Source organism: Agromyces sp. NPDC029043 (assembly GCF_055564615.1).
In genome coordinates this window covers 51,237-75,820 of record NZ_JBVHVX010000006.1, presented here as the reverse complement: position 1 = coordinate 75,820, position 24,584 = coordinate 51,237, and the positions used below count along the sequence as shown (strand labels likewise).

26 protein-coding genes, 3 tRNA genes and 1 pseudogene are annotated in these 24,584 nt (G+C 72.8%); 11 read left to right on the top strand and 19 right to left on the bottom strand.

The window, feature by feature from the left end; translation table 11 throughout:
- The 12 genes from panC to tilS form a co-directional block, all read right to left on the bottom strand.
- Positions 1-849, bottom strand: coding sequence for a pantoate--beta-alanine ligase (panC, locus tag ACZ4TW_RS09765; protein ID WP_465542459.1), 849 nt, complete (start codon positions 847-849; stop codon positions 1-3).
- Positions 846-1,607 (bottom strand): Rossmann-like and DUF2520 domain-containing protein, encoded by a 762-nt coding sequence (locus ACZ4TW_RS09760; RefSeq protein WP_465542457.1) that lies wholly within the window; start codon positions 1,605-1,607, stop codon positions 846-848. Before ACZ4TW_RS09760 ends, panC begins: the two co-directional genes overlap by 4 nt.
- Entirely contained in the window at positions 1,597-3,291 is a 1,695-nt protein-coding gene (locus ACZ4TW_RS09755; RefSeq protein ID WP_465542455.1) for a PH domain-containing protein, read from the bottom strand. The genes ACZ4TW_RS09760 and ACZ4TW_RS09755 overlap by 11 nt, the downstream gene beginning before the upstream one ends.
- Complete coding sequence (locus ACZ4TW_RS09750; protein ID WP_465542453.1) at positions 3,288-3,890, bottom strand: PH domain-containing protein; 603 nt, start codon at positions 3,888-3,890, stop codon at positions 3,288-3,290. Before ACZ4TW_RS09750 ends, ACZ4TW_RS09755 begins: the two co-directional genes overlap by 4 nt.
- The gene (locus tag ACZ4TW_RS09745; protein WP_465542451.1) at positions 3,883-4,353 is read right to left on the bottom strand and encodes a DUF3180 domain-containing protein; all 471 of its coding nucleotides are present in this window, start codon (positions 4,351-4,353) and stop codon (positions 3,883-3,885) included. Before ACZ4TW_RS09745 ends, ACZ4TW_RS09750 begins: the two co-directional genes overlap by 8 nt.
- On the bottom strand, positions 4,350-4,835 hold the full coding sequence (gene folK, locus ACZ4TW_RS09740) for a 2-amino-4-hydroxy-6-hydroxymethyldihydropteridine diphosphokinase (protein WP_465542449.1): 486 nt from the start codon (positions 4,833-4,835) through the stop codon (positions 4,350-4,352). The genes ACZ4TW_RS09745 and folK overlap by 4 nt, the downstream gene beginning before the upstream one ends.
- On the bottom strand, positions 4,832-5,203 hold the full coding sequence (folB, locus tag ACZ4TW_RS09735; protein WP_465542447.1) for a dihydroneopterin aldolase: 372 nt from the start codon (positions 5,201-5,203) through the stop codon (positions 4,832-4,834). The genes folK and folB overlap by 4 nt, the downstream gene beginning before the upstream one ends.
- The gene (gene folP / locus ACZ4TW_RS09730) at positions 5,187-5,987 is read right to left on the bottom strand and encodes a dihydropteroate synthase (protein WP_465542666.1); all 801 of its coding nucleotides are present in this window, start codon (positions 5,985-5,987) and stop codon (positions 5,187-5,189) included. The genes folB and folP overlap by 17 nt, the downstream gene beginning before the upstream one ends.
- Positions 5,988-6,033: 46 nt before the next feature.
- Entirely contained in the window at positions 6,034-6,630 is a 597-nt protein-coding gene (gene folE / locus ACZ4TW_RS09725) for a GTP cyclohydrolase I (protein WP_465542445.1), read from the bottom strand.
- 36 nt (positions 6,631-6,666) lie between these two features.
- On the bottom strand, positions 6,667-8,682 hold the full coding sequence (gene ftsH, locus ACZ4TW_RS09720) for an ATP-dependent zinc metalloprotease FtsH (RefSeq protein ID WP_465542444.1): 2,016 nt from the start codon (positions 8,680-8,682) through the stop codon (positions 6,667-6,669).
- Between the two features lie 69 nt (positions 8,683-8,751).
- The gene (gene hpt, locus ACZ4TW_RS09715; protein ID WP_465542442.1) at positions 8,752-9,303 is read right to left on the bottom strand and encodes a hypoxanthine phosphoribosyltransferase; all 552 of its coding nucleotides are present in this window, start codon (positions 9,301-9,303) and stop codon (positions 8,752-8,754) included.
- 59 nt (positions 9,304-9,362) lie between these two features.
- The gene (gene tilS / locus ACZ4TW_RS09710; RefSeq protein WP_465542440.1) at positions 9,363-10,442 is read right to left on the bottom strand and encodes a tRNA lysidine(34) synthetase TilS; all 1,080 of its coding nucleotides are present in this window, start codon (positions 10,440-10,442) and stop codon (positions 9,363-9,365) included.
- A 61-nt stretch (positions 10,443-10,503) separates the two neighbouring features.
- Between tilS and ppa the strand changes: the two genes are divergently transcribed.
- Positions 10,504-10,995 carry an inorganic diphosphatase gene (gene ppa / locus ACZ4TW_RS09705; RefSeq protein WP_465542438.1) on the top strand — a complete coding sequence of 164 codons (492 nt, stop codon included), beginning with the start codon at positions 10,504-10,506 and terminating at the stop codon, positions 10,993-10,995.
- A 74-nt stretch (positions 10,996-11,069) separates the two neighbouring features.
- On the opposite strand, the gene ACZ4TW_RS09700 is transcribed toward ppa, so the two are convergent.
- Complete coding sequence (locus ACZ4TW_RS09700) at positions 11,070-12,428, bottom strand: peptidoglycan DD-metalloendopeptidase family protein (protein WP_465542436.1); 1,359 nt, start codon at positions 12,426-12,428, stop codon at positions 11,070-11,072.
- A gap of 223 nt (positions 12,429-12,651) precedes the next feature.
- On the opposite strand from ACZ4TW_RS09700, the gene ACZ4TW_RS09695 reads away from it, so the two are divergent.
- The 3 genes from ACZ4TW_RS09695 to ACZ4TW_RS09685 all read left to right on the top strand — a co-directional run bounded on the left by ACZ4TW_RS09695 (position 12,652) and on the right by ACZ4TW_RS09685 (position 12,992).
- Positions 12,652-12,724 (top strand) — tRNA-Glu (locus ACZ4TW_RS09695).
- A gap of 38 nt (positions 12,725-12,762) precedes the next feature.
- Positions 12,763-12,836 (top strand) — tRNA-Asp (locus tag ACZ4TW_RS09690).
- Between the two features lie 83 nt (positions 12,837-12,919).
- Positions 12,920-12,992 (top strand) — tRNA-Phe (locus tag ACZ4TW_RS09685).
- Between the two features lie 93 nt (positions 12,993-13,085).
- On the opposite strand, the gene ACZ4TW_RS09680 is transcribed toward ACZ4TW_RS09685, so the two are convergent.
- A complete protein-coding gene (locus ACZ4TW_RS09680; protein ID WP_465542434.1) occupies positions 13,086-13,310 on the bottom strand; it encodes a hypothetical protein in 225 nt (74 codons plus the stop codon).
- A 203-nt stretch (positions 13,311-13,513) separates the two neighbouring features.
- Between ACZ4TW_RS09680 and ACZ4TW_RS09675 the strand changes: the two genes are divergently transcribed.
- The 3 genes from ACZ4TW_RS09675 to ACZ4TW_RS09665 all read left to right on the top strand — a co-directional run bounded on the left by ACZ4TW_RS09675 (position 13,514) and on the right by ACZ4TW_RS09665 (position 15,538).
- Positions 13,514-13,978 (top strand): hypothetical protein, encoded by a 465-nt coding sequence (locus ACZ4TW_RS09675; protein WP_465542432.1) that lies wholly within the window; start codon positions 13,514-13,516, stop codon positions 13,976-13,978.
- 150 nt (positions 13,979-14,128) lie between these two features.
- The gene (locus ACZ4TW_RS09670) at positions 14,129-14,746 is read left to right on the top strand and encodes a hypothetical protein (RefSeq protein WP_465542431.1); all 618 of its coding nucleotides are present in this window, start codon (positions 14,129-14,131) and stop codon (positions 14,744-14,746) included.
- A 12-nt stretch (positions 14,747-14,758) separates the two neighbouring features.
- Positions 14,759-15,538 (top strand): PspA/IM30 family protein, encoded by a 780-nt coding sequence (locus ACZ4TW_RS09665; RefSeq protein WP_465542429.1) that lies wholly within the window; start codon positions 14,759-14,761, stop codon positions 15,536-15,538.
- A gap of 19 nt (positions 15,539-15,557) precedes the next feature.
- Here the strand turns inward: ACZ4TW_RS09665 and ACZ4TW_RS09660 are convergent, their stop codons facing one another.
- Both ACZ4TW_RS09660 and ACZ4TW_RS09655 read right to left on the bottom strand, forming a co-directional pair.
- Positions 15,558-16,520: a helix-turn-helix transcriptional regulator gene (locus ACZ4TW_RS09660; RefSeq protein ID WP_465542427.1), complete on the bottom strand. Its 963-nt coding sequence runs from the start codon at positions 16,518-16,520 to the stop codon at positions 15,558-15,560.
- A 201-nt stretch (positions 16,521-16,721) separates the two neighbouring features.
- The gene (locus ACZ4TW_RS09655; protein ID WP_465542425.1) at positions 16,722-17,765 is read right to left on the bottom strand and encodes a zinc-dependent alcohol dehydrogenase family protein; all 1,044 of its coding nucleotides are present in this window, start codon (positions 17,763-17,765) and stop codon (positions 16,722-16,724) included.
- A gap of 158 nt (positions 17,766-17,923) precedes the next feature.
- Here ACZ4TW_RS09655 and ACZ4TW_RS09650 point away from each other — a divergent pair, with 158 nt between their 5' ends.
- Both ACZ4TW_RS09650 and ACZ4TW_RS09645 read left to right on the top strand, forming a co-directional pair.
- On the top strand, positions 17,924-18,922 hold the full coding sequence (locus ACZ4TW_RS09650) for a DMT family transporter (RefSeq protein ID WP_465542424.1): 999 nt from the start codon (positions 17,924-17,926) through the stop codon (positions 18,920-18,922).
- Between the two features lie 9 nt (positions 18,923-18,931).
- On the top strand, positions 18,932-19,630 hold the full coding sequence (locus ACZ4TW_RS09645) for an alpha/beta fold hydrolase (protein WP_465542422.1): 699 nt from the start codon (positions 18,932-18,934) through the stop codon (positions 19,628-19,630).
- A 23-nt stretch (positions 19,631-19,653) separates the two neighbouring features.
- Here ACZ4TW_RS09645 and ACZ4TW_RS09640 read toward each other — a convergent pair whose 3' ends face one another.
- The 3 genes and pseudogenes from ACZ4TW_RS09640 to pip all read right to left on the bottom strand — a co-directional run.
- Positions 19,654-20,412, bottom strand: coding sequence for an alpha/beta hydrolase (locus tag ACZ4TW_RS09640; RefSeq protein WP_465542420.1), 759 nt, complete (start codon positions 20,410-20,412; stop codon positions 19,654-19,656).
- Complete coding sequence (ypfJ, locus tag ACZ4TW_RS09635; RefSeq protein ID WP_465542418.1) at positions 20,412-21,290, bottom strand: KPN_02809 family neutral zinc metallopeptidase; 879 nt, start codon at positions 21,288-21,290, stop codon at positions 20,412-20,414. The genes ACZ4TW_RS09640 and ypfJ overlap by 1 nt, the downstream gene beginning before the upstream one ends.
- Before the next feature lie 515 nt (positions 21,291-21,805).
- Positions 21,806-22,756 (bottom strand): annotated as a pseudogene (gene pip / locus ACZ4TW_RS09630) (prolyl aminopeptidase); the annotation flags it as partial.
- Between the two features lie 257 nt (positions 22,757-23,013).
- Between pip and ACZ4TW_RS09625 the strand changes: the two are divergent.
- Positions 23,014-23,508 carry a DUF427 domain-containing protein gene (locus ACZ4TW_RS09625; RefSeq protein ID WP_465542416.1) on the top strand — a complete coding sequence of 165 codons (495 nt, stop codon included), beginning with the start codon at positions 23,014-23,016 and terminating at the stop codon, positions 23,506-23,508.
- A gap of 45 nt (positions 23,509-23,553) precedes the next feature.
- Positions 23,554-24,567, top strand: coding sequence for a malate dehydrogenase (locus tag ACZ4TW_RS09620; RefSeq protein ID WP_465542414.1), 1,014 nt, complete (start codon positions 23,554-23,556; stop codon positions 24,565-24,567).
- The last annotated feature ends 17 nt before the right edge of the window (positions 24,568-24,584 follow it).

Here is a 24,584-nt window from a genome sequence, read left to right as displayed (position 1 = left end):
TCAGCCGAGCGTGATGCCGGCGTTGTCGATGAGCCGCGTGGTGCCCACCCGTGCCGCGACGAGCACGGTCGCCGGACCGGTCGCGCCCGCCGTGACGGGCAGGAACGTGTCGGGATCGACCACGACGAGGTAGTCGAGCTCGATGCCGTCGTGGTCGCCGAACGCGGCGGCGGCTTTGGCGAGCACCTCGTCGAGGCCTTCGGCGGCGGCCGAGCCGGCGGCGACGAGCGACTCCGAGAGCGCGAGCGCGATGCGCCGCTGCTCGGGGTCGAGGAAGCGGTTGCGGCTGGACATCGCGAGGCCGTCGGGCTCGCGCACCGTGGGCACCACCTCGATCTCGAGCGGCGCGTCGAGGTCTCGAACCATGCGCCGCACCAGGAACACCTGCTGCGCGTCCTTCTGCCCGAACACCGCACGGTCGGGGGCCACGATGTGGAAGAGCTTCGCGACGACCGTGAGCATGCCGTCGAAGTGGCCGGGTCGGGAGGCGCCCTCGTAGAGCGACCCGACGTGCCCGGCGGTGACGCGGGTCTCGACCTCGCCCGACGGGTACATCTCGGCGGCGGTCGGCGCGAACGCGAGCTCGACCCCCTCGCGCTCGAGCGCGGCCAGGTCGGTCTCGAGCGTGCGCGGGTACCGGTCGAGGTCTTCGCCCGCGCCGAACTGCAGCGGGTTCACGAAGATCGACACCACGACGACGTCGGCGATCCGGCGCGCGCGACGGACGAGCGCGAGGTGGCCCTCGTGCAGTGCGCCCATCGTCGGGACCAACGCGACGGTGCGCCCGGCGGCGCGGTGCGCGCCGACCGCGGCGCGGACGCCCGCGATCGTGTCCACCAGCTCGGTCACACCGCACCTCCCGACGGCCAACCGTCGTCGGCCCCGTCGATCGTAGCCGCCCCGTCGACGCTCGGGCCGGGGTCGTGGCGCGCGAGCGCGTTCTCGACGGCGCTCCGCACGAGCGGCGCGAGCACCGAGCCGGCGCGCTCGACGCCGATCCGCTCGAGGATGCCGGTGGCCTGGTCGACGATCGCGGTCGAGAACGACACCGCGGTGTCGATCGCCTCGGCGTAGGCGACGCGATCCGCCTCGGCGACCACGAGCGGCTCGCCGCCCATCTCGACGACGAGGGCCTGCGCGATGGGGAGCACGGGCGCCGGGGCCGTGACCGCGAACCAGGTGCCGGCGAGCCGGCCGAGGTCGATGCTCGTGCCCGTGAACGTCATGGCTGGGTGGATGGCCAGCGGGATGGCGCCGGCGCGGAGGGCGGGCTCGAGCACCGAGACGCCGTAGCGCGCGGCGGTGTGCACGACGAGCTGCCCGGGGCGCCAGGCGCCGGCGGCGGCGAGCCCCTCGACGAGCGTGGGCAGCTCGTCGGCGGGCACGGCGAGCAGCACGAGCTCGCTGCGCTCGACGATGTCGGGGATCGGCAGCACCGGCACCTCGGGCAGCATCGCGGCGGCGCGCTCGAGGCTGGACTCCGAGACCGCGGCGATGCCCGTGAGCGCGTGGCCGGCGCCGCCGAGCGCCGAGGCGAGCACGGCTCCGACGCGTCCGGCGCCGATCGTGCCGACGCCGAGTCGGCCGGCCCGTTGCTCAGCGCGCATCGGACGCGGCCCCCCAGTGATCGCTGCGATCCCGGATGGCGTGCGCCACCGCCTCGGCGGCGATCGCGTCGAACGCGGCATCCGCATCGGCGCGATCGAGCGCGGGCACCTCGGGGGTGACGGGCCCGGCCACGGTGTGGATGCGCAGCGACGCGAGACCGAGCCCCCGGCGGACCGGGCCGCGCGCGATCGCCACGGACTGCAGGCGCGCGAGCGGCACGAGCACGAGGCTGCGCAGCAGCCAGCCTCGGCGGAGGAGCACGAGGCCGCCGGCGATCGCCAGGCCGACGCGTCGCCACGAGGTCGGGCGGATCCAGGCGGCGCGACGCGGCGCGGCGATGTAGCCCTCACCGCTGCCCCGCCCGGTGAGCCCGGCGTCGATCACCGACGCGAGCTCGACCATCGCGTCGGGCGCGAGGAGCCCGATGACGCGTTCGACGTCGTCGGCCGTGCCCACCGGCAGGACGAGCGTGCGCTGGCTCGCGTCGCCTGTGGTCGAGACGATCGACTGGCCGGCGATGTTGACCCGCACCGTCCACCAGCCGAAGGGGCGCCAGAGCAGCCACTGCGAGGCCTCGATCGCGTGCACGCGCCCGGGCGGGATCGTCTGGTTGGACGTCGACAGGAGGCCCGAGCCGATGCGCACGCCGTCGGGCGTGCCCGCGATGGAGTACCGGAGCGACTTGGTGATGCGCGACCACAGGTAGCTGACGAGGCCGATCGCGGCCGGCACGAACGTGAACAGGAGCCACGTGGCGCCCGTCGTCGCGCCGATCGTGATGACGACGACGAGCACCACGAACCAGATCATCGACCCCCCGAGCAGTGACGACGCGATCACGCGCGGCAGCGGGAGTCGCACGACCGACTCGGGCGCAGCGAGCGCCGGGTCGAGCTCGGGCGCGAGGAACTCGTCGACGCGCCGGTTCACCAGGCCGCCCGCGCGGGCGGCGAGCGTCGGCGACGCAGCGGCGCCCGCGGACGGCACGGCGTCGGCCCCACCCACGGCGTCGGCCCCACCCACGGCGTCGGCCCCATCCACGGCGGCGGCGGCGCCGCGCTGGCCGGGCGCGGCCGCCCGGCGCGCGCCCGATGCGAGCCGGAGCAGGTCGGCCCGGAGCCGATCGGCCTGCGCGGACCCGAGGTACGAGAGGTCGACGTTGCCCGACTGGCCGGCGACCGAGACGTCGAGCTTGGCCGCGCCGAACAGGCGGGCGAAGACCGGCCGCGCGAGGTTGATGCCCTGGATGCGGTCGAGTCGGGCGCTGCGGTGCGAGCGGAACAGGATCCCGCTGCGCACCTCGAGCGCCTCGTGCGTGACGCGGAAGGTGTGCATGCGCCACGCGAGCCAGAAGCCGAGCACCACGAGCACGATGACCGCGGCGAGCCCGATGAGCGCCCACCCGATGAGCCCGTTCGCGACGATCCCGGTGATGGGGTCCTCGGCCCAGTCGCCCTGCCAGTCGGAGGGCGCGAAGTCGCGCTCGAACTCGCCCGGAGCGAAGAGGAGCAGGAACACCTCGACGAGGCGCTCGCGCAGGTTCGCGAGCACGAAGCCGAGCACGGCGAGGAACACCAGGCCGCCCCGCAACAGGGGGCTGGCGGGATGGAGGCGATGCCACTCGCCGTCGGCGAGGTCGCGCGTGGCGGGTTGCGGCCGGGGCCGCGGCTGGGTCGTGCTCACAGCCCCGCCCGGCGGGTCTCGGCCAGCGCGACGAGGTGGTCGCGCAGCCGCTCCGCCTCCTCGAGCGGCAGCCCGGGCAGCGTCACGGCGGTCGCGGCCGCGGCCGTGACGAACTTCAGGTCGGCCAGGCCGAGCCAGCGCGAGACCGGCCCGCGCGTGATGTCGACCAGCTGCATGCGGCCGTACGGCACGGCGACCTGCCGCTGGTACATGATGCCCCGTCGGAACACGAGGTCGTCGGCGCGCAGCCGGTAGCGGATGGAGCGGACGCGCCGCGGCTCGAACGCGATCGACACCAGGGCGAGCAGCCCGACGCCGGCGGCGATCCATGCGAGGAACGGCAGACCGAGCCACGTGCGCGCGACGAGCAGCGCGGCGACCGCGATGCCGGCGCCGATCACGGAGCCGATGACCTCGACGACGACGTGCTTGGGCGAGACGCCGCGCCACTCGCCGACCGCGGCCGAGGGCGCCGGCCTCGGCGCGGCCTCCGCCTCGAGCGGGCGCCCCGCTTCCGCGGCATCCGGCTGCGCGATCGCGGGAACCGGCTCGGCCGCGGGGACCGGCTCGGCTGCGGGAACCTGGTCGGGCTCAGGCATTCGCCGTCTCCTCCTCCTCGTCGGGCTCGTCGGGCGGCAGCGTGCAGAAGTGCTCGGCCACGAGTCCGCCGGCGAGCAGCAGGGCCGCGCCGATCGCGGTGGCCACGGCCAACCAGGTCGTCGACGCGGGCGGGAGGACGCTGCGCGTCAGCAGGAACAGGGTGATGCCGAGCCCGATGCCGAGCACGAGCGCGCCGGTCACGCTGCTGGCCTTGGCGAGCACGGCGACGCGCGCCGCGCGGAACGGGTCGATGCGGCCCTTCCCGGAACCGCGCACGGCCTGCCGGATCGGCCACGCCATCGCGACCACGATCGCGGCGACGCCGACGAGCGTGATGGCGAGCGAGACGGGCGGCACGACCGCGGAGGCGCCGCTGCTGACCAGGGCGAGTTCGCCGAGGTACCCGAACGCAAGTCCGGCGAACGTGAACGCCACGAGCGTCGAGGCGTGCGTGCGCTTCATCGCCGCTCCACCTCGTCGGTCGCCGCCGCGCGCAGCTCGGCGACGCGACCGCGGCCGGCGATCTCGGCGTCGGGCTCGACGTCGAGCCACGGCTGGAGCACGAACGCGCGCTCCCACGCCCGCGCGTGCGGCAGCTCGAGGCGGTCGTCGGCCAGCACCCGACCGTCGAGGTCGATGAGGTCGAGGTCGAGCGTGCGGTCGCCCCAGCGGGTCTCGCGGGTGCGGCCGTGCTCGTGCTCGATGCGCTGCAGCAGGTCGAGGAGGGCGTGCGGTTCGAGGTCGGTCTCGACGACCACGACGCCGTTGAGGTAGCGCGGCGCGGCGCGGTCGACGCCGTCGAGCTTGACGGCGGGCGTCTCGTAGACGGGCGAGACCGCGACGAGGCGCACGCCCGGCGAGTCGGCGAGCTCGCGCGTGGCTGCCGCAATCGTGCCCTCGCGGTCGCCGAGATTGGCACCGAACGCGATGACGGCCCGGCTCATGCGCGCCCTCGCACGACGGTCACCGACACGTCGTCGAACGGCACCGCGATGGGAGCCTGCGGCTTGTGCACCGTGACCGTCGCCTCCTCGACGCCCGCGAAGCCGAGCGCCACCTCGGCGACGCGCTCGGCGACGGTCTCGATGAGGTCGACGGGGTCGCGCTCGACGGCTCGGGCGACCGCTTCGGCGAGCTCGCCGTAGTGCACGGTGCGGGCGAGGTCGTCGCCGGATGCCGCGGCGGCGAGGTCGACCGCGACCGAGACGTCGACCACGAATTCCTGCCCCTGCTCGCGCTCGAAGTCGAAGACGCCGTGGTGCGCGCGCACCCGGATCCCGGTCACGGAGATCCGATCAGGAGTGCTGGCCACGTCGTCCACTCTGCCATGCACGGGCGACGTCGAGCGCGACCCTGGTCGACGCGACGTCGTGCACGCGCACCGCCCAGGCGCCGGCCTGCGCGGCGAGCGCGCTGATCACCGCGGTGGGCAGGTCGCGCTGCTCGACGGCGGCGCCGTCGGGCAGCAGCGCGCCGAGGAATCGCTTGCGCGAAGCGCCGACGAGGATCGGGAAGCCGAGCCCGGCGAGCACGTCGAGGTTCGCCAGCAGCTCCCAGTTCTGCGCCCCGCGCTTGGAGAAGCCCAGGCCGGGGTCGAGGATGAGGCGGTCGGGTGCGACGCCCGCGCCGACCAGCGCGTCGACGCGGCGGGCGAGCTCGTCGCGGACGTCGGCCGCGACATCCGCGTACTCGGACAGCTCGTCCATCCGGTCGGAGTGGCCCCGCCAGTGCATCGCGACGTAGCGTGCGCCCGTCTCGGCGGCGATGCGAGCCATCGCCTCATCGGCGAGCCCGGCGGACACGTCGTTGATGATCTCGGCCCCGGCGGCGACGGCCGCCTCAGCCGTCGCGGCGCGCATGGTGTCGACGCTCACGCGCAGCCCGCGGCTCGCGAGCTCGCGGATCACGGGGATCACGCGTCGCAGCTCCTCGTCGGGGTCGACGCGCGCGGCACCGGGCCGGGTCGACTCGCCGCCGACGTCGAGGAGGTCGGCGCCGGTCGTCGCGAGCTCGAGCGCGTGGGCCACCGCGGCATCGGCGTCGAACCAGCGCCCGCCGTCGCTGAACGAGTCGGGCGTGACGTTGACGACGCCCATCACGAGCGGGCCCGCGACACCGGCCGGCACGGGCGGGCCGCCGGCGTCAGGCACCGCGACCCGCTCCGATGAGCGCGATGATCTCGGCGCGCGCGGCCGGCTCGGCGAGCGCCCCACGGCTCGCGATCGTGATCGTCGAGCTGTGCTCCTGGCGCGCTCCGCGCGTGGTCACGCAGCCGTGCGTCGCATCGAGCACGACGAGCACGCCGCGGGGCTCGAGTCCGGCCTCGAGCGCGTCGGCGATCTCCTCGGCGAGGCGCTCCTGCAGCTGCGGACGGCTCGCGAGCGTGTCGACGACCGCGGGGATGCGCCCGAGCCCGACGACCTTCGCGCCGGGGAGGTAGGCCACGTGGGCGGTGCCGATGAAGGGCAGCAGGTGGTGCTCGCACACGGAACGGAAGTGGAGGTCGCGCAGCACCACGGCGTCGCCCGTGGCGGGTTCGCCGTCGTCGGCCGCCCCGAGCTCGACCGAATCGGCGAGCGGCGCCTGGGGGTCGGCGCCGATGCCGCTGAAGTACTCGGCGTACGCCTCGGCGACGCGGCGCGGGGTGCGCTCGAGACCGGGACGATCGGGGTCCTCGCCGATGGCGAGCAGCAGCTCGCGGACGGCGCGCTCGATGCGGGCCGTGTCGACCCCCGTCATGGCACCCTCCTCATCGCCAGCGGCCCACGCACCGGCTCACGCCGTGGCAGGACGCGGCTTCGTGCGCGGCGTACGCGACGCCTTCGCCTCCTCGACGGGCTGGCCCGAGTCGACGCCGCCGTCGACGGCGCCCTGGTCGATCGGCGCCTTCTGGTTCGGGAACTGGATCGGCGGGCGGTCGGAGACCGGGCGCTTGTCGCTCGAGAGCCAGAGCGGGCGCTGCGGGAGCTTCCGGACATCCTTGAAGATCTCGGCGATCTGGTGCTGGTCGAGCGTCTCGTGCTCGAGCAGCTCGGCCGCGAGCCGGTCGAGCACGTCGCGGTTGTCGTTGAGCACCTGCCACGCCTCGTCGTGCGCCTGCTCGATGAGCGTGCGCACCTCGGCGTCGACGCGCTCGGCGATCTCCTCGGAGTAGTCGCGCTGGTGGCCCATGTCGCGGCCGAGGAACACCTCGCCCTGCGACTGCCCCAGCTTCACCGCACCGACGTTCGCGCTCATGCCGTACTCGGTGACCATCTTGCGGGCCGTGGAGGTGGCCTTCTCGATGTCGTTCGACGCGCCCGTGGAGGGGTCGTGGAACACGATCTCCTCGGCGACGCGGCCGCCCATCGCGTAGGTGAGCTGGTCGAGCAGCTCGTTGCGCGTGACGGAGTACTTGTCTTCCAGGGGCAGCACCATCGTGTAGCCGAGGGCGCGTCCGCGCGGGAGGATCGTGATCTTCGTCACGGGGTCGGTGTAGTTCATCGCCGCCGCTGCGAGGGCGTGCCCGCCCTCGTGGTACGCGGTGATGAGCTTCTCCTTGTCCTTCATGACGCGCGAGCGGCGCTGCGGGCCGGCGATGACGCGGTCGACGGCCTCGTCGAGCGCGCGGTTGTCGATGAGCTGCGCGTTCGAGCGCGCGGTGAGCAGCGCGGCCTCGTTCAGCACGTTGGCGAGGTCGGCACCCGTGAAGCCCGGCGTCTTGCGCGCGAGCACCTCGAGGTCGACGCCGTTGGCGAGCGGCTTGCCCTTCGAGTGCACCTCGAGGATCTTCTGGCGGCCCTTGAGGTCGGGCGCGTCGACGCCGATCTGGCGGTCGAAGCGGCCCGGGCGCAGGAGCGCGGGGTCGAGGATGTCGGGACGGTTCGTCGCGGCGATGAGGATGACGTTGGTCTTCGGGTCGAAGCCGTCCATCTCGACGAGGAGCTGGTTCAGCGTCTGCTCGCGCTCGTCGTGGCCACCGCCGAGGCCCGCGCCGCGGTGCCGGCCGACGGCGTCGATCTCGTCGACGAAGATGATGGCCGGCGCGTTCTGCTTGGCCTGGTCGAACAGGTCGCGCACGCGGCTCGCGCCGACGCCCACGAACATCTCGACGAAGTCGGAACCGGAGATCGAGTAGAACGGCACGCCCGCCTCGCCCGCGACCGCGCGCGCGAGGAGCGTCTTGCCGGTGCCGGGAGGGCCGTACAGCAGCACGCCCTTCGGGATCCGGGCGCCGACCGCCTGGAACTTCGCCGGGTCCTTCAGGAAGTCCTTGATCTCGTGGAGCTCCTCGATGGCCTCGTCGGCGCCGGCGACATCCTCGAAGGTGACCTTCGGGCTCTCCTTCGAGACGAGCTTGGCCTTCGACTTGCCGAACTGCATGACGCGGTTGCCGCCGCCCTGCATGCCCGAGAGCATGATCCAGAAGAAGAGGCCGATCAGCACGAGCGGCAGCAGGATGCCGAGCATCGAGAGGAACCAGTTCGGCTGCGGCACCTCGTCGTCGTAGCCGTCGGCCGGGTTCGCGGCGTCGACCGCCGCGATCACGTCGGGGCCGCGCGGGGTGACGTAGTAGAACTGCACCTGCGTGCCGAGGTCCTCCTCGGCCTCGGCGAGCGTGAGGTCGACGCGGTTCTCGACGTCGACGATCTTCACGGCCGAGACCTTGCCGTCGTCGAGGAGCTCGAGGCCCTTCTGCGTGGAGACCTCGCGGAACCCCGACTGGCTGATGAGGCTGGATCCGATCCACACGGCGACGATCGCGAGCAGGATGTACAGGATCGGCCCGCGCAGGATCTTCTTCACGTTCATGGTGCTAGCAGGCTACCCTCTGGCCACTGGACGCCGGCTCCCTGTTCGCTGAAAGCGCGCGCTGGCCGATCAGCTGTAGACGTGCGGCGCCAGGATGGCGACATCGCGCAGGTTGCGGTACCGCTCGGCGTAGTCGAGCCCGTAGCCGACGACGAACTGATTCGGGATGTCGAAGCCGAGGTACTTGACGTCGACCTCGACCTTCGCGGCATCGGGCTTGCGCAGCAGTGCGCAGATCTCGATCGACGCCGCGCCGCGCGAGCGCAGGTTGCCGAGGAGCCAGCTGAGCGTCAGGCCGGAGTCGATGATGTCCTCGACGATGAGCACGTCGCGGCCCGACAGGTCGGTGTCGAGGTCCTTGAGGATCTTCACGACGCCGGACGACTGGGTGCCGAGGCCGTACGACGACACCGCCATCCAGTCCATCGTCACGTGCGACTTCAGCTCGCGCGCGAGGTCGGCCATGACCATGACCGCGCCCTTCAGCACGCCCACGAGCAGCAGGTCGCGGCCGGCGTAGTCGGACTCGATGCGCCGGGCGAGCTCGGCGAGCTTCTCGCGGATCTGCTCCTCGGTGACGAGCACCTCGGTGAGGTCGGGCTCGATCTCGCGCGAATCCATCCCGGGCTCCTCCTGCTGGTCGTGGCGAAACGGATGGCACGAGCCTAGCCGCCGGGCGCTCAGCCCGCGGTGCCCGCGCCCCCGGCCGTGCCCGAGTTGTCCGCGGTTCCGGCCGTGAACTCGATGCGTTGGCCGACCCGCGCGGCGCGGCACCCCGGCAGGTCGATCGGGCCCTGCCCCCGCCAGTCGGTCACGAGCCGGGCCACCTCGAGCGTCTGCCGGCGACTGAGCGCGACGCCGAACTCGCTCGCGACGACGTGCCGGATGATGCGCTGGCGCAGGGCGGCCGGATTCGCGGCGAGCGCGCCGACCGACACCGCGATCCCCGCCTCGGCGGGCTCGCAGATCTCCTCGATGAACTCGTCGATCTGGTCGTCGAACGCCTGCTCGTCCTCGCGCAGCTGCTCGGCGGTGCGCGCGAGCGCCTCGGCGACGCCCGGTCCGAGCTCGGCCTCGAGCACGGGCAGCACCCGCTCGCGGACGCGCACGCGCGCGTAGGCGGGGTCGGCGTTGTGCGGGTCGTCCCACGGCACGAGCCCCGCGTCGTGGCAGGCCTGCCGCGTGATCGCGCGCCGGATGCCGAGGAGCGGCCGCGCGTAGCGACCGGAGCGCGGCGCCATCCCGGCGAGGCTCCCGGCCCCCGATCCGCGCGCCAGCCCGAGCAGCACCGTCTCGGCCTGGTCGTCGAGGGTGTGACCGAGCAGCACGAGCTCGGCCCCGGTCTCGCGGGCGGCGGCCTCGAGCGCGGCGTAGCGCGCGGCGCGCGCGGCGCCCTCGGGCCCCGCGCCGCCGGGTGCGGCGGCCGCGTCGACCAGGCGGACCAGCACCGGTTCGAGCCCCAGGTCGCGGGCGACGGATGCCGCGGCATCCGCCTGCTCGGCGGAGCCGGCCTGCAGCCCGTGGTCGACGATCACCGCGCCGGCGCGCCATCCGGCCCGCGGCGCCTCGAACGCCGCCGCCGCCGCGAGGGCGAGCGAATCAGGGCCGCCCGACAGGGCGACCAGCGCGAGCGGGCCATCCGGTGGTCGAGTAGGCGCTTGCGCCGTATCGAGACCCCGCGACTCCTGCAGCACCCCGCGCACCGCGCGTCGCACGTCGGCGATCGGCGGCGTCAGGCGTGGACGGCGCTCGGAGGGCATCACGTAACCTTATTCCGGCCATCCGGGCGCGAGCGCGCCATCCGGAAACGAGGAGAACAGCATGGGCGAGTACGCCGCCGTCATCGAGATCCCCAAGGGGAGCCGCAACAAGTACGAGGTCGACCACGAGACCGGCCGGGTCTTCCTCGACCGCGTGCTCTACACGAACTTCGTCTACCCGACCGACTACGGCTACTTCGAGGACACGCTGGGCGACGACGGCGACCCGCTCGACGTGCTCGTGCTGACCCAGTACCCGCTGTTCCCGGGTGTGGGGGTGAAGGTGCGCCCCGTCGGCGTCTTCAACATGGTCGATGACGGCGGCGGCGACGCCAAGATCATCGGCGTGCCGGCCGGCGACCCGCGCTGGAACCACATCCAGGACGTCGACTCGATCCCCGAGTACACGAAGAAGGAGATCGAGCACTTCTTCGAGCACTACAAGGACCTCGAGCCCGGCAAGTGGGTCAAGACCGAGGGCTGGGCCGACGCGGCCGAGGCCGAGGCGCTCATCGCCAAGGCGATCGAGGCGTACCCGGGTCACGGGCACTGAGCTTCGAGCGGATGTCGCGACATCCGCCGAACGCATCGACGGGGCGGGCCGCACGGCTCGCCCCGTTCCGCGTCTCAGCCGAGGTAGACGCCGCGGGCGGCCATGAACGGCACGGGGTCGATGCGGCTCGACCCGCTGTAGACCTCGTAGTGCAGGTGGCATCCGGTCGACGCACCGGTGGTGCCGCTCGAGGCGATGTTCTGGCCCGCGCTGACGCCCTGGCCGTAGCCGACGAACAGCCCGCCCGGTCGGATGTGCGCGTACCCCGTGGAGATGCCGCCGCCGTGGGAGATCTTGATGAAGTTGCCGTAGCTGCCCGACCAGCCGGCGAACACGACCGTGCCGGCCGCCGCCGCGTAGATGGGCGCCGAGCAGCCCGTGGCGATGTCGGTGGCGTAGTGGAATGGACTCGAGCAGTACCCGCCACCGCAGATGACCTGGCGCGGGCCGTAGCTGCCCGAGATGCGCCCGTACGCCGGCTTGGCCCAGCCGGATGCCGCGGGGCCGCTGCTGCTGCCTCCGCCGCCGCCGCCTCCTCCGCCGCCACCGCCGGCGGCCGCCGCCGCTGCGGCTGCCGCGGCTGCCGCGGCCTCCGCCGCACGACGGGCCTCCTCCTCGCGACGCTTGCGCTCCTCCTCCTCGCGACGCTTGCGTTCGCCCTCCTCGTAGGCGGCGGTCGTCTTCGCCTCCGCATCCCGGAGGAACTGGAGCTGCTGGTCGAGGACGATCTTCTTGTCCTCGGACTCCGCGAGCGCGGCCTCCGCCGCGGCCTGCGCGGCCTGCGCGGCGGCGAGCGCCTGCTCGGCGGCGACCCGGAGGCGTTCGCGTTCCGCGCGGGCGACCTCGGCCTGGTCGGCGAGCGACTGCGCGGTGTTCGTCGACTCTCGCGCCTGCGCGTAGATGTCGGCGGTGCGCTCGACCATCTTCTCCATCGAGCCGAGCTTGGCCAGCAGCTCGTCGGTCCGCTCGGCCTCACCCGCGTCGAGCAGGAGGTTGACGCCGATGTCGGTGCCGCCCGTGCGATAGAGCTGCGCCGCGAGCTGGCTGGCGTTGCGCTCGGCGTTCGCGGCCTCGGCGGCCGCGGCATCGGCCTGCGCCTGGATCTCATCGGCTCGTCGCACGGCGTCGTCGTACTCCTGCTGGGCCACGATGAGCTCGTCGGTGCGGCGTTCCGCCTCGGCACGGGCGACCTCGACATTCTCCTCGAGCTGGCCGATCAGGCCGATGATCTGCTCGACCGCCTTGGCCGCCGCCGCGGTGTCGGCCTTCGCCTTCTGCACGTCGGGCCAGCTGGGGTACTCGAGGGCGGTCGCGGTCACGGGATCGGCGGTCACGCCGCTCGTCGCCGCGAAGGCGAGGACGACCACGGCGGCGATCGCGCGCAGGCGCGATCCCGTCCGTCCGATCGCTCGGCGCTCTGCGGTTCGCGACATGATTCCCCATCCGCGCAGGCCCGCTTCGGCGCCGCGCTCGTCTCCTCGTGGTGACACTCGTACGGGCAGTGGCCCTGTCACACTAGGTTCGATCCGTGCCGTATCCGGGCATTTCCGCCCCGCGTGGCGTGTCTCTGCGGGCTCGTTTTGGAATCTCGTCGCCGACCGCGTATGCTCTCTACTCGGCGGTTCTGCCCCGGCAGAGCCACCGCGGATCACATCCGGCCCCATCGTTTAGCGGCCTAGGACACCGCCCTTTCACGGCGGCAGCACGGGTTCGAATCCCGTTGGGGTCACCCAGCGATGGGTTTACAATTGAACAGCTTCTTTACGAGGCCCTGTGGCGCAGTTGGTTAGCGTGCCGCCCTGTCACGGCGGAGGTCGCGGGTTCAAGTCCCGTCAGGGTCGCTCAGGCGACAAGCCCTTTCCCTAACGAGAGAGGGCTTTCTCCTTATCGAGGCACCGTCCGATCCGTCGGGCGGATGTCGCGAGGCTCTGTAGCTCAGTTGGTAGAGCGTTCGACTGAAAATCGAAAGGTCACCGGATCGATGCCGGTCGGAGCCACAGATGAAGACCCCCGGTTCGCCGGGGGTCTTCTCGTTTCCGGGTGTGGCCGATGGGTCCTCGGGCGCTCCCGTGACGGGCGCACGCCGCGTCTCAATCGAATCGATCGCGCTTCCACGCGTCGATCTCGGCATGGAGCCGGGCACGTTCGCCGGGCTCGAGGAACGCGGAGTCGACGGAATTCCTCGCAAGCTGTTCCACGGTCCGGTCGTCCAGGTCGAACTCCGCGATGACAGCGTCATAGTTCGCGTCGACGTACCCGCCGAAATACGCGGGGTTATCGGAGTTCACGCTCACGAGCAGACCCAGTTCGAGCACGAGGCAGCGGATGTTCCGCCATCGTGTCGATCACGCGCAATCGGACGTTGGACAACGGGCAGACGACGACCGCGCACCGCGCGCCGGCCTCGTCCCTCGATCGGGGCTCTCGGCGAATCCCCGCGCAGCGGTACCATGCGCCGAACGAGCACGGCGGAGCCGCCGGTCGCGGTTCCCGCCTCCACGCACACCGAGGAGTCGACATGAACCGCTGGCTGCCACCCGTCGCCCTGGCCCTCGTCGCCGCCGCACTGGGGGCCGCCACCCCGGCCGCCGCCGCGCCGCCCGAGCCCACCGGGGGCACGCTCATCGTCGAGGGCTTCTGCGACTTCGACGTGATCGTCGAGATCACCGGCAAGGGCGGGACCATCGAACGACCGGACGGCTCCTTCCTCCTCACGTCGCCCGCGCTCGCGGCGACAGTCGAGAACGCCGAGAGCGGTGCGACCGAGCGGTACGCCATCACGGGGGTGTTCCATCAGAGCGTGCTCGAGAACGGGAACACGCTCACGCGCTCGACGGGCCGCAGCCTGCTGAGCGACCCGGTGGCCGGCCTGGTCGTCGTGTCGGGCGACTTCTCGTTCGAGTTCGCGGCCGACGGCACCCTCGCGGTGCCGCTCAACGGGATCGGCCGGGTGATCGACCTGTGCGAGGTGCTCGCTGAGTGAGCACCCAGCCGGGCCGCCGCCGGAGTGGTCCGGATCACCGCTCCCGCCTGTGAATCGGTCGCGGACGCTCACGCTTTCGCCGAAGCGGGCGTAGATTGCGTTATATCGCGTTTCGCGGCGCATGAGGCGGCAGCGGCGGAGGGGGTTATCGTGGACGTCATTCTCGGGGTGCTGCTCGCACTGCTGATCATCGTGGCGCTCTCCGTCACGACGGTCGTGCTCGTGGTGCTGACCGTGGTGAAGCGCATCCGCCGCAGTCCCGCGGTGGGCGGCGCGGTGCTGCGAACGCGTGCCCGGTTCGGTTCGGGTCCTCGCGGACGTGTCCTGAAGCTCCGGGTCCGTCTCGCGGAGTCGCTCGAGAGCGGCCGGGCGGCGGTCGATGTCGCCGCCCGCAGCGACGGCCCTCGCGGCGAGCTCACGCGACTGTTCCGCCGCATCCGACACGAGGCCGAGGCGCTCGACCTGCAGTTGCGCCTGATGGAGAGCGAGACGGATGCCGCGGTGCTGGCCGAGCAGCTCCCCGACGCCGAAGAACGCGTGCAGCAGGTCGTCGGCCTGGTCCGCCGACTCCGCGGGGCGGTCGCCGCCGGGCTCGGCGACGTCTCCGACGATTCGCTCGCGGCGCTCCGAGGCGAGGTCGACCGAGAGGTCGCCGCGCTGCATGCCGGCGTCCAGGAGCTCCGGATGCTGAACCACCATGACGCGTACTTGCCGGCGACGGCCCAGCGGCCACCCCGGCAGACCGATCGCCTCGACCGCTCGAGATAAGGGGACTCGACCATGGGTGACAACACGTCGCGGATTCGCACCATCTTCCGCGCCAAGACCTCGAAGGCCCTCGACAAGGTCGAGGACCCTCGGGAACTGCTCGACGACAGCTACGACCAGCAGGTCAAGCTGCTGCAGCAGGTGCGCCAGGCGCTCGCCGAGGTCGCGACCGCGAAGAAGCGCGTCGACCTGCAGGGGCAGGAGCTCGGGGCCCGGTACCAGCGCCTGGGCGCGCAAGCCCACGAGGCGTTGAGCCAGGGTCGGGAGGATCTCGCGCGCGCCGCGCTCGAGCGCCGGTCGCTCATCGAACGGCAGGTCGCGCAGCTCCAGCAGCAGTACACCGGGATGCAGAAGCAGACCGCGCAGCTCGAGGACCGGGAGCGACAGCTCTCCGAGCAGATCGCCGCCTTCCGGATCGAGAAGGAGACCATCAAGGCCACCTACACGGCATCCGAGGCGCAGGTGCGCGCCAACGAGGCCGTCGCCGGCCTCGGCACCACCATCAACGACGTGGGCACGAGCCTCGACCGGGCCCGCGACCGGGTCGCGCAGATGCAGGCGCGCGCGGCCGCGACCGACGAACTGCTGGCGAGCGGCGCGCTCAAGGACCTCACGGCTCCGGCCGACGCCGACATCGAGCGTCAGCTCGCGGCGATGAGCGCGCAGGCCGAGATCGATCGGCAGATCCAGCAGATGAAGGGTTCGGATGGCGCCTCCGCCGGCACGCGTTCCGGCGGCGCCGACGACGCCGGCGAGTGGCTGAGCATCGGGCGCGGTCCGAGCGGATCCTGACCGCGGCGCGCGGGCGCGCTCAGGCGACGGGTCGCCGCCTGACGAACGCCCTCGTGGCCGAGGGCAGCTCGCCGTACGCCTGCTCGTACGTGTCGGCGAATCGCGAGAGGTGCACGAAGCCCCAGCGACGGGCGATGGCCGCGATGCTCTCGCCCGGTTCGGCGTAGCGCAGCTCGTCGCGGACGCCCGCGAGCCGGATGGCGCGCAGGTGCTCGGAGGGCGAGCGCCCGGTCTCGGCCACGAATGCGGCGTGCAGTCCCCGCGTCGAGATGTGCACCGCGTCGGCCACGTGCTGCACCGTGAGCGGCGTCGAGGCGTGCGCGTGCATGTGGTCGAGCGCCGCCCGGACGACCGCCGAACGCGCGCCGACCCGGACCATCCGCCCGCCCGGGCCGGCCCAGCCGACGTTGAACGCGTGCAGGTAGGCGACCGCCAGCCGGTTGAATGCCGCCGCCTCGACGATCGGCTCGTCGAAAGCCTCGGGTGCCGTGACGATCGCGCGCTGCACGCGCGCGACCGCGGCGTTCCAGTAGCGGCCCAGGTCGGCCGAGCGGACGCCGAGGTCGATGGGCTCGAGTTCGTACCCCGGTTCCCCCGAGGTCATGCGCGCGACCTCGAGGACCCTCGACCGGTCGAGCACCGTGGCGCGCGCCGCGAACGCCTCCCAGCGGGCCGACACGTCCTCGGCCGCATTGATGTACGGCCTGGACACGTCGATCTCGTCGTGACCGTGCCGGATTTCGATGCCCCGGCCCCGCGCGTTGACCACGAGCACGTCGTCGGCGCCCGCCTCGACGGCGGCGGGCGCCGCGAACGCGTAGTCGACGATCGTGAACCCGGGGGCGACGTCGGACTGCATGCGGACGCGGAAGGTGTCGGGGTCGATGCGGCCGAACTCGAGCCGGGGCACGAGCGGCGCGAACGCCTGCCGAGCCGACTCGGGATCGTTCGTGACGAACGACGACCGTTCCAGTCCGGGCATTCCGTATTCCTCACGTCGGCGCGCACGCCGCGCCGAGTGAGCACAGTGTACGTGGCACAGGCCGATATCCGGTATCGGTATGGTTCGCGGCGCGATCGCGCCGCGGCGGGGTCCGGCCGGTAGTGTGTGAAGCGCGGGCGGGTCCGCGCCGGTTCGGGGGAACTCCGGCGCCGGCCCGCCGTCTTCGTCTCCGGTCGCGTCCTACAACTCGACGACGGTCATGCCCGAGCCCGCGCCGCCGGCCCGCCCCATGGCGACCAGCGCATCGGGCACCTCTTGGAGCGCGATCGTCCGGCCCACGAGCTCGATGGGCCGGAACGCCTCCGACGCGACAGCGCCGAGCATGTCGGGGTACTCGTGCGCGGCCATGCCATGACTGCCGAGGATCTCGAGCTCGCCGGCGATCACCGCGTCCATCGGCATGCCGGCGGTCGCCTCCTCGGCGAGCAAGAGGCCGACCTGGACGTGTCGGCCGCGCTTGCGCAGGGATCGCACCGAGGCGAACGAGGTGTCGGGGCTGCCGAACGCGTCGATCGAGAGGTCCACTCCCCCGCCGCTCGCCTCGCGGACCCGCTCCGCCGCGCCGTCGCCGCCCTGGACGGGGACGGCGCCGAGCTCGGCCGCCGCGGCGAGCGCCGCCTCCGAGACATCCACGCCGTAGACGGGCACGCCGGCTGCGACGGCGATCATGATCGCGGAGAGGCCGACCCCGCCGCATCCGTGCACCGCGACCTGCTCGCCGGGGTGCAGCCGGCCGCGCGCGATGATGGCGCGGTAGGCGGTCGCGAATCGGCAGCCGAGCGAGGCGGCCTCGACGAATCCGAGCGAGTCGGGCAGGCGGATCAGGTTGAGCTCGGCCTCGTCGACGACGACGTACTCGGCGAACGAGCCCCAGTGGGTGAAGCCGGGCTGGCGCTGCCGGTCGCAGACCTGCTCGTTGCCCGAGCGGCACTCGTCGCAGCGCCCGCACGCGCAGATGAACGGCGCCGTGACCCGGTCGCCCACGCGCCATCCGCTCGCCTGGTCGACCTCGGCACCCAGCTCGGCGACCTCGCCCGCGAACTCGTGACCGGGCACGTGGGGCAGGGCGATGCCGTCGTCGTGACCCATCCAGCCGTGCCAGTCGCTGCGGCAGAGCCCCGTGGCCCGAACGCGCACGACGGCGCCGCGCGGCGGACAGGCGGGGCGATCGACCTCGACGAGCTCGGGCTGCTCGCCGAAGGCCCGGTACATGACGGCGCGCACGGATCCTCCTCAGGTGACGGGGCCGTGCCGCCGAGCGGATGCACCGTGCGCCGGGTCGCGCGCCCCCTCGGCGATGACGTGACGGATGCCGCGGCGACGCGGGCCTCGGAAATCCTACCGCCGCGAGCACAAACTGGGATTGTGTAACAATATCAGCCATGCGCTCCGTATTCCTGGTCCTGGCCGCGGCCGTGTGCTTCGGCACGACCGGCACGGCACAGGCGCTCGGCCCCGAGGCCGACCCGCTCTCGCTCGGCGCGGCGCGCATCGTGATCGGCGGCGGGGCGCTCGCCGTCGTCGCCATCGCCCTCCGGGCCGCCGGGCGCCGGGACGACGCGACCGGGACATCCGTCGCCCCGACGTCCGGCGGCCGCGGGTCCCGGCCTGCGGCCGTGCTGCTCGTGCTCGCCGGCGCGGCGGGCGTGCTGGCCTACCAGCCCGCGTTCTTCGCCGGCACGGCCGCGAACGGGGTCGCCGTCGGCACGGTCATCGCACTCGGCTCCGCGCCCGTGCTGACGGGTGCGCTCGACTGGGCGCTCCGCCGCCGGTTCCCGGGGCGCGTGTGGATCGTCGCGACGGTGCTCGCCACGTGCGGCGTCGCCATCCTCGCCGCTGCGAGCGGGACGGGGCCGGCCGCGGTCGACCCCATCGGCGTCGCCGCCTCGATCGCCGCGGGCGGGTCGTATGCGGTGTACACGCTCGCGGGCAAGTCGCTCATCGACCGCGGCTGGACGTCGTCGTCGAGCATGGGGGCGATGTTCGGCATGGCGGCCCTCGTCAGCCTGCCCGTCCTGCTCTCGACGGATGCCGCGTGGCTCGCCACGTCCGAGGGACTCACGACGGCCCTGTGGCTCGGGCTCGTCGCGACGACCGCGGCGTACCTGCTCTTCGGCGCCGGGCTGCGGCACCTCGCGCCCGCCACCGTCTCGACGCTGACCCTCGCCGAGCCGCTCACGGCGACCCTGCTCGGCGTGCTCGTGCTCCAGGAGCAGCTGCCTCCGACCGCCGTCGCAGGGCTCGCGGTGCTCGCGACGGGCATCGTCCTGCTCGCCGCCGGGAGCCGTCGCCCGATGCCGCGACCGCCCGAGCCGCGCAGGGCGACGGCGCCGTCGAGGCGCCCGGTGCCCGCGCCCGCCGATGTCCGAGGCTCCGCCTAGCCTCGTGCCATGGACGTCATCCTCATCCCCGGATTCTGGCTCGACGCGAGCTCGTGGAGCGAGGTGACGCCCGAGCTCGAGGGCGCGGGGCACCGGCTGCACGCGGTCACGCTTCCCGGGCTCGAGTCCGTCGACGCCCGGCGGGCGGGCATCGGGCTCGACGACCACGTCGATGCGGTGCGCTCACTCGTCGACGGCATCGACGCGCCCGTGGTGCTCGTCGGGCACTCAGGCGGAGGCACAGTCGCCCAGGCGGTCTCCGACCGCCGGCCCGACCGCGTCGCGCGGGTGATCTACGTCGACGCCGCACCCATGGGCGACGGCGACTCCATCAACGACGAGCTGCCCGTGGTCGGCGATGAGATCCCGCTGCCCGAGTGGTCGGTGTTCGGCGACGGCATGCTGACCGATCTCGACGACGAGCACCGGCGCCGGTTCCGCGAGCGCTCCATCCCCGAGCCCGCGGCGGTCGCGTCCGACCCGCTCCGGCTCGGCGACGAGCGGCGACGCGACGTTCCGACGACCATCGTGACGTGCGAGTACCCCGCGGCGCAGTTGCAGGAGTGGGTGGCGGGCGGCGCGCCCTTCGTGCGCGAGCTCGCCGCGATGCGCGACGTCGACTACGTCGACCTGCCGACCGGGCACTGGCCGCAGTTCACGCGCCCGGCCGAGCTCGGCCGGATCCTCGTCGACGCGATCGGGCGCTGAATTCCGTGTCCGGGCGCGTCCGCTCACGCGGAGGGTGTCTGGGCCATGACGAACGATTCGACCGCGGCGGCGATGCCGGCGCGCGCGTGCTGTCGGTCGATCGTCGCGGTTCCGTCACCCGGCTGGGCGCCGTAGTCACCGAAGGCGGCGTGGTTCGCGCCCGCGATGAGCTCGGTCACCGCGTCAGCCGGCAGGAACTCGGCGCGTGCGGCGACCTCGTCGGGAGTACTCAGCCCGTCGTGCTCGGCCACGATCGACAGGGCGGCGAGGCCCGAGCCTGACAGGTCGTCCACGCAGTAGCTGCCGAACAGCATCACCCCGACCAACCCTGGCTCGTCGTCGGCCGCGGCCGCCGCTGCGAGCTGGCAGGCTCGCACCCCGCCGAGTGAGTGACCGCCGACGAACCAGCGGTCGACCTGCGGCGCCTGGGCCGTGAACGCCGCGAGCGGACGCGAGTCGAAGAACGCCAGGTTGAGCGTGGGCTTGGTGATGACCACGGTCATCCCGGTCGCCTCGACCACGCCGCTCAGCTTGTACAGGTAGGCCGACGGTTCGACCTTCGCACCTGGGATGAACACGAGCCCCTCGCCGCTGCCGCCCGACGCCGGCTCGATCACGAACGACGAGTCCGTCGTCGTGATGGTCACGGCATCCGACCGCCACGCGTCGAGGGACGCCTCGCGGTCGCCGGCGAAGATGAGGTGCGCGTACACGAGGAACGCGACCACCGTGAGCACCAGTGCGCCGGCGACGCCGATCAGCACGGCGCCGACGCGACGCATCAGAGGTCGTTCCCGCTCACGCTGAACGTGTCGCAGGCGCCGACGCCCTGCTCGTAGCCGGCCTCGAACCACCGCACCCGCTGCTCGCTCGAGCCGTGCGTGAACTGGTGCGGGGTCACCTGGCCCTGCGTGGCCTCCTGGATGCGGTCGTCGCCCACCGCCGCGGCTGCGCTCAACGCCTCGGTGTACTGCTCGGGCGTGATCTCCTCCAGGAAGGGAACGCCCTCGGGATCGTCGGTGTCGGAGGCGCCGGCCGCCCACGCGCCGGCGAAGCAGTCGGCCTGCAGCTCGACTCGCACGGCGTTGGACGTCGGACCGGTCTGCCCGTCGCGCGTCGATTCGAGGATGCCCGCGAGGTTCTGCACGTGGTGCCCCCATTCGTGGGCGACCACGTACATCTCGGCGAGCGGGCCGCTCTCTGCTCCGAAGCGCTGCTCGAGCTGGTCGTAGAACGACGTGTCGATGTAGATCGTCTGGTCGGGCGGGCAGTAGAACGGCCCGGTCGCCGATGAGGCGTTGCCGCATCCGGTCGCCACCGACTGGCTGAAAAGGATGAGGTCCTGCGGACCGGTGTAGTCGAGCCCGATCTGCGGTCCTGCCTCCACCCAGTAGTCCTCGAGGGATGCCGCGGCGCCCTTCATCCGGCAGTCGATGCGCTGGTTCGCATCCTCGCCGGTGGTGCACTCCTCCAGCGCGGTGTCCGGCCCCGCCGGCTCCGACTGGCCTCCGCCGATGATCCCCGTCAGGTCGACGCCAAGGAACTGCGAGAGCAGCACCAGCGCCAGCGCGCCGAGACCGCCGCCGACGGCGATGCCGGTCGTGCGGCCGCGTCGCGAAGTCTTGCCGCCACTGATGTCGGAGTTCGGGTTGAACGTCATGACCCGACGCTACTCCGCTCGCGCCGCGGCGACATCCGACTTCCGTTCGGACGTGTCGGGCGCTACGCTTCCCGGTCGCCTCGATTCAGCGGAGCGGGCTCGTCCTCGTCGTCCTCGTCGTGGTCGTCATCGTCGTCGTCGTCTTCGTCGTCTTCGTCGTCTTCGTCGTCTTCGTCGTCTTCGTCGTCTACGTCGTCTTCGTCGTCTTCGTCATCGTCGTCGTCGTCCGCGTCATCGTCGTCCGCGTCGTCATCGTCATCGTCATCTTCGTCGTCGCGGTCCCCGTCGTCGCGGCCGTCGCCCTCGCCATCCGCATCGCCGGATTGCCGGTCGCCCGCCTCGGGGTCCTCTGCGTCCTCGGCCTCCGCCCCGGCGGCTTCCGCGTCTTCGGAGTCCGCGTCGGAGCCCTCCGCGCCGCCGGTCGTGGTCGCATCCGCGTCGTCCTCATCGATCCGGTCGCCGACCTCGCCGACCTCGCCGACGGGCGGGGCGATCCCGGCGCCCTCAGGAGGCGCGGCGAACCGGTCGGTCGCGGCGATGAGCGCATCGAGGATCCCGGGCTCGTCGAACGCGTGCCCGGCGTCGTCGATGATGCGCAGGTCGGCCTCGGGCCACGCCCGGTGCAGATCCCACGCGGTCATCATCGGCGTGCACATGTCGTAGCGCCCCTGCACGATGACGGCGGGGATGGAGCGCAGCCGGTGCGCGTCGCGGATGAGCTGCCCCTCGTCCCACCAGCCGCCGTGGCGGAAGTAGTGGTTCTCGATGCGCGCGAACGCGGTCGCGTACTCGGGGGCCGTGAATCGCGCAATGGTCTCGGCGTGGGGCAGGAGCGTGATGGTCGACGATTCCCAGCGCGACCACGCGATCGCGGCGGGCTGGTGCACGGCGGGGTCGGGGTCGGACAGGAGCCGGTGGTACGCCTCGATGAGGTGGGCGCGCTCGCCCAGGGGCACGGGAGCCAGGAACTCCTCCCACAGGTCGGGGAAGATCGCCGACACGCCGCCCTCGTAGAACCAGTCGAGCTCCTGCCGGCGGAGCGTGAAGATGCCGCGCAGCACGAGTTCCGTCACGCGCTCGGGATGGGTCTCGGCGTAGGCGAGCGCGAGCGCGCTGCCCCAGGAGCCGCCGAAGACCTGCCAGCGATCGATGCCGAGGTGCGCGCGGAGCCGTTCCATGTCGGCGACGAGGTGCCAGGTGGTGTTCGCCGAGAGGTCGGCGCCCGGCTCGGATGCGTGCGGGATCGAGAACCCGCACCCGCGCTGGTCGAACAGCACGATGCGGTACCTCGACGGGTCGAACAGGCGACGGTGCGCCGGTGTGGTGCCGCCGCCGGGACCACCGTGGAGGAAGACGACGGGCTTGCCCTCGCGGTTGCCGGAGACCTCCCAGTAGATGTGCTGTCCGTCGCCGACGTCGAGCATGCCCGTCTCGAGCGGCTCGATCTCCGGATACAGATCCCTCATGGCAACCCCTCCGCGTTCACGCCCCCTCCTGCACACGCTATCGACGGCCGGATGTCGCGCAACGGGGGGGGGGCGCCGGGGGGGGGGGGGGGGGGGGGGGGGGGGGGGGGGGGGAGTGGGGGGGGGGGGGGGGGCCCTCCCCCCCCCTCCCCCACCCCCCTCCCCCCCCCCCCCCCCCCCCCCCCCCCCCCGGGGGGGGCCGCGGCCCGCGGCGTCCGGTTCGGCGTGCTCTCAGGCGCGGGTCCTACCGTGCCGCCATGCGACCGACTCCGGATCCACTCGGCCCGGGGCAGGAGTCCGTGTGGGACTACCCCCGCCCGCCGCGCATCGAGCGCGTCGACGCACGTGTCACGATCGACCTCGGCGGTCGGCGCGTGGTCGACACGCGCGATGTCGTGCGGGTGCTCGAGACGAGCCATCCGCCGGTGTACTACCTGCCGATCTCGGCGTTCGTCGACGGCGCGCTGTCGCCGGCCGCGGGCGCGTCGTACTGCGAGTTCAAGGGTGCCGCGCGCTACCTCAGCGTGCACGGCGGCGGGCGGACCGCGGCGCGTGCGGCCTGGAACTACCCCGATCCGTCGCCGGGGTTCGAGCAGCTGCGCGACCGCGTCGCCGTCTACGCCGGCTCGATGGATGCGTGCACCGTCGACGGCGAGCTCGTCGTGCCGCAGCCGGGCTCGTTCTACGGCGGCTGGATCACCTCCCGCGTGGCCGGTCCATTCAAGGGCGGCCCGGGCAGCATGGGGTGGTGACGGCGCCGGATGCCCTCGGATGGGCGCCGGGCGTAGGCTCGCCCCATGAGCCGCACACCGGTCACCGTCACGATCACCGGCGCCGGCGGGCAGATCGGCTACGCGCTGCTGTTCCGCATCGCGTCGGGCGCGATGCTCGGCGCCGACACGCCCGTGCGCCTGAACCTGCTCGAGATCCCGCAGGGCCTGCGCGCCGCCGAAGGTGCGGCACTCGAGCTGCAGGACTCGGCGTTCCCGCTGCTGACGCACGTCGAGATCACCGACGATCCCGCGGTGGCCTTCCGCGACGCGAACCTCGCGCTGCTGGTCGGCGCGCGCCCGCGCGCGGCGGGCATGGAACGCGCGGACCTCCTGCAGGCGAACGCCGGGATCTTCGGCCCCCAGGGGCAGGCGATCAACGAGCACGCCGCCGACGACATCCGCGTGGTCGTGGTCGGCAACCCGGCCAACACGAACGCGCTCATCGCCGCGTCGAACGCGCCCGACGTGCCGAAGGACCGCTTCACGGCGCTCACCCGGCTCGACCACAATCGCGCCCTCGGGCAGCTCTCGGCCGCGTTGCAGGCCCCGGTCGGGGGCATCCGCGGCGTGACGATCTGGGGCAACCACTCGGCGACCCAGTTCCCGGATGTCGCGCACGCGACCGCCGACGGCGACTCGGTGCCGGCGCTGCTCGCCGCCCGGATGGGCGGCGCCGACGCCGCACGGTCGTGGCTCGAGGACCACTTCATCCCGCGCGTCGCCAAGCGCGGTGCCGAGATCATCGAGGTGCGCGGGTCGTCGTCGGTCGCCTCGGCCGCCGCAGCCACGATCGACCACGTACGCGACTGGGTGCTCGGCACCGACGACCGCGGGTGGACCAGCGCCGCGATCTGGTCGAACGGCGAGTACGGCCTCGCCGAGGGCGTCATCTCATCGTTCCCGGTCGTCGCCGAGGACGGAACGTGGAAGGTCGTCGAGAAGCTCGGGGTCGACGACTTCGCGCGCCGGCGCATCGAGCGGTCGGTCGCCGAGCTCGTCGACGAGCGCGAGGCGGTGCGATCGCTCGGCCTGATCTGAGCGGCCCGCGCGGCTCG

Bases quoted from the DNA above. Each gene is read 5' to 3' on its own strand.
- hpt (WP_465542442.1), bottom strand. From the start codon at position 9,303: ATGGATTCGCGCGAGATCGAGCCCGACCTCACCGAGGTGCTCGTCACC.
- ACZ4TW_RS09650 (WP_465542424.1), top strand. From the start codon at position 17,924: ATGCGCTCCGTATTCCTGGTCCTGGCCGCGGCCGTGTGCTTCGGCACG.
- folP (WP_465542666.1), bottom strand. From the start codon at position 5,987: ATGGGCGTCGTCAACGTCACGCCCGACTCGTTCAGCGACGGCGGGCGC.
- folE (WP_465542445.1), bottom strand. From the start codon at position 6,630: ATGACGGGGGTCGACACGGCCCGCATCGAGCGCGCCGTCCGCGAGCTG.
- ACZ4TW_RS09645 (WP_465542422.1), top strand. From the start codon at position 18,932: ATGGACGTCATCCTCATCCCCGGATTCTGGCTCGACGCGAGCTCGTGG.
- ACZ4TW_RS09625 (WP_465542416.1), top strand. From the start codon at position 23,014: ATGCGACCGACTCCGGATCCACTCGGCCCGGGGCAGGAGTCCGTGTGG.
- folK (WP_465542449.1), bottom strand. From the start codon at position 4,835: ATGAGCCGGGCCGTCATCGCGTTCGGTGCCAATCTCGGCGACCGCGAG.
- tilS (WP_465542440.1), bottom strand. From the start codon at position 10,442: ATGCCCTCCGAGCGCCGTCCACGCCTGACGCCGCCGATCGCCGACGTG.
- ftsH (WP_465542444.1), bottom strand. From the start codon at position 8,682: ATGAACGTGAAGAAGATCCTGCGCGGGCCGATCCTGTACATCCTGCTC.
- ACZ4TW_RS09660 (WP_465542427.1), bottom strand. From the start codon at position 16,520: ATGCCCGGACTGGAACGGTCGTCGTTCGTCACGAACGATCCCGAGTCG.
- ACZ4TW_RS09675 (WP_465542432.1), top strand. From the start codon at position 13,514: ATGAACCGCTGGCTGCCACCCGTCGCCCTGGCCCTCGTCGCCGCCGCA.
- ypfJ (WP_465542418.1), bottom strand. From the start codon at position 21,290: ATGACGTTCAACCCGAACTCCGACATCAGTGGCGGCAAGACTTCGCGA.
- ACZ4TW_RS09640 (WP_465542420.1), bottom strand. From the start codon at position 20,412: ATGCGTCGCGTCGGCGCCGTGCTGATCGGCGTCGCCGGCGCACTGGTG.
- ACZ4TW_RS09700 (WP_465542436.1), bottom strand. From the start codon at position 12,428: ATGTCGCGAACCGCAGAGCGCCGAGCGATCGGACGGACGGGATCGCGC.
- ACZ4TW_RS09620 (WP_465542414.1), top strand. From the start codon at position 23,554: ATGAGCCGCACACCGGTCACCGTCACGATCACCGGCGCCGGCGGGCAG.
- ppa (WP_465542438.1), top strand. From the start codon at position 10,504: ATGGGCGAGTACGCCGCCGTCATCGAGATCCCCAAGGGGAGCCGCAAC.
- ACZ4TW_RS09750 (WP_465542453.1), bottom strand. From the start codon at position 3,890: ATGCCTGAGCCCGACCAGGTTCCCGCAGCCGAGCCGGTCCCCGCGGCC.
- ACZ4TW_RS09760 (WP_465542457.1), bottom strand. From the start codon at position 1,607: ATGCGCGCTGAGCAACGGGCCGGCCGACTCGGCGTCGGCACGATCGGC.
- ACZ4TW_RS09745 (WP_465542451.1), bottom strand. From the start codon at position 4,353: ATGAAGCGCACGCACGCCTCGACGCTCGTGGCGTTCACGTTCGCCGGA.
- ACZ4TW_RS09665 (WP_465542429.1), top strand. From the start codon at position 14,759: ATGGGTGACAACACGTCGCGGATTCGCACCATCTTCCGCGCCAAGACC.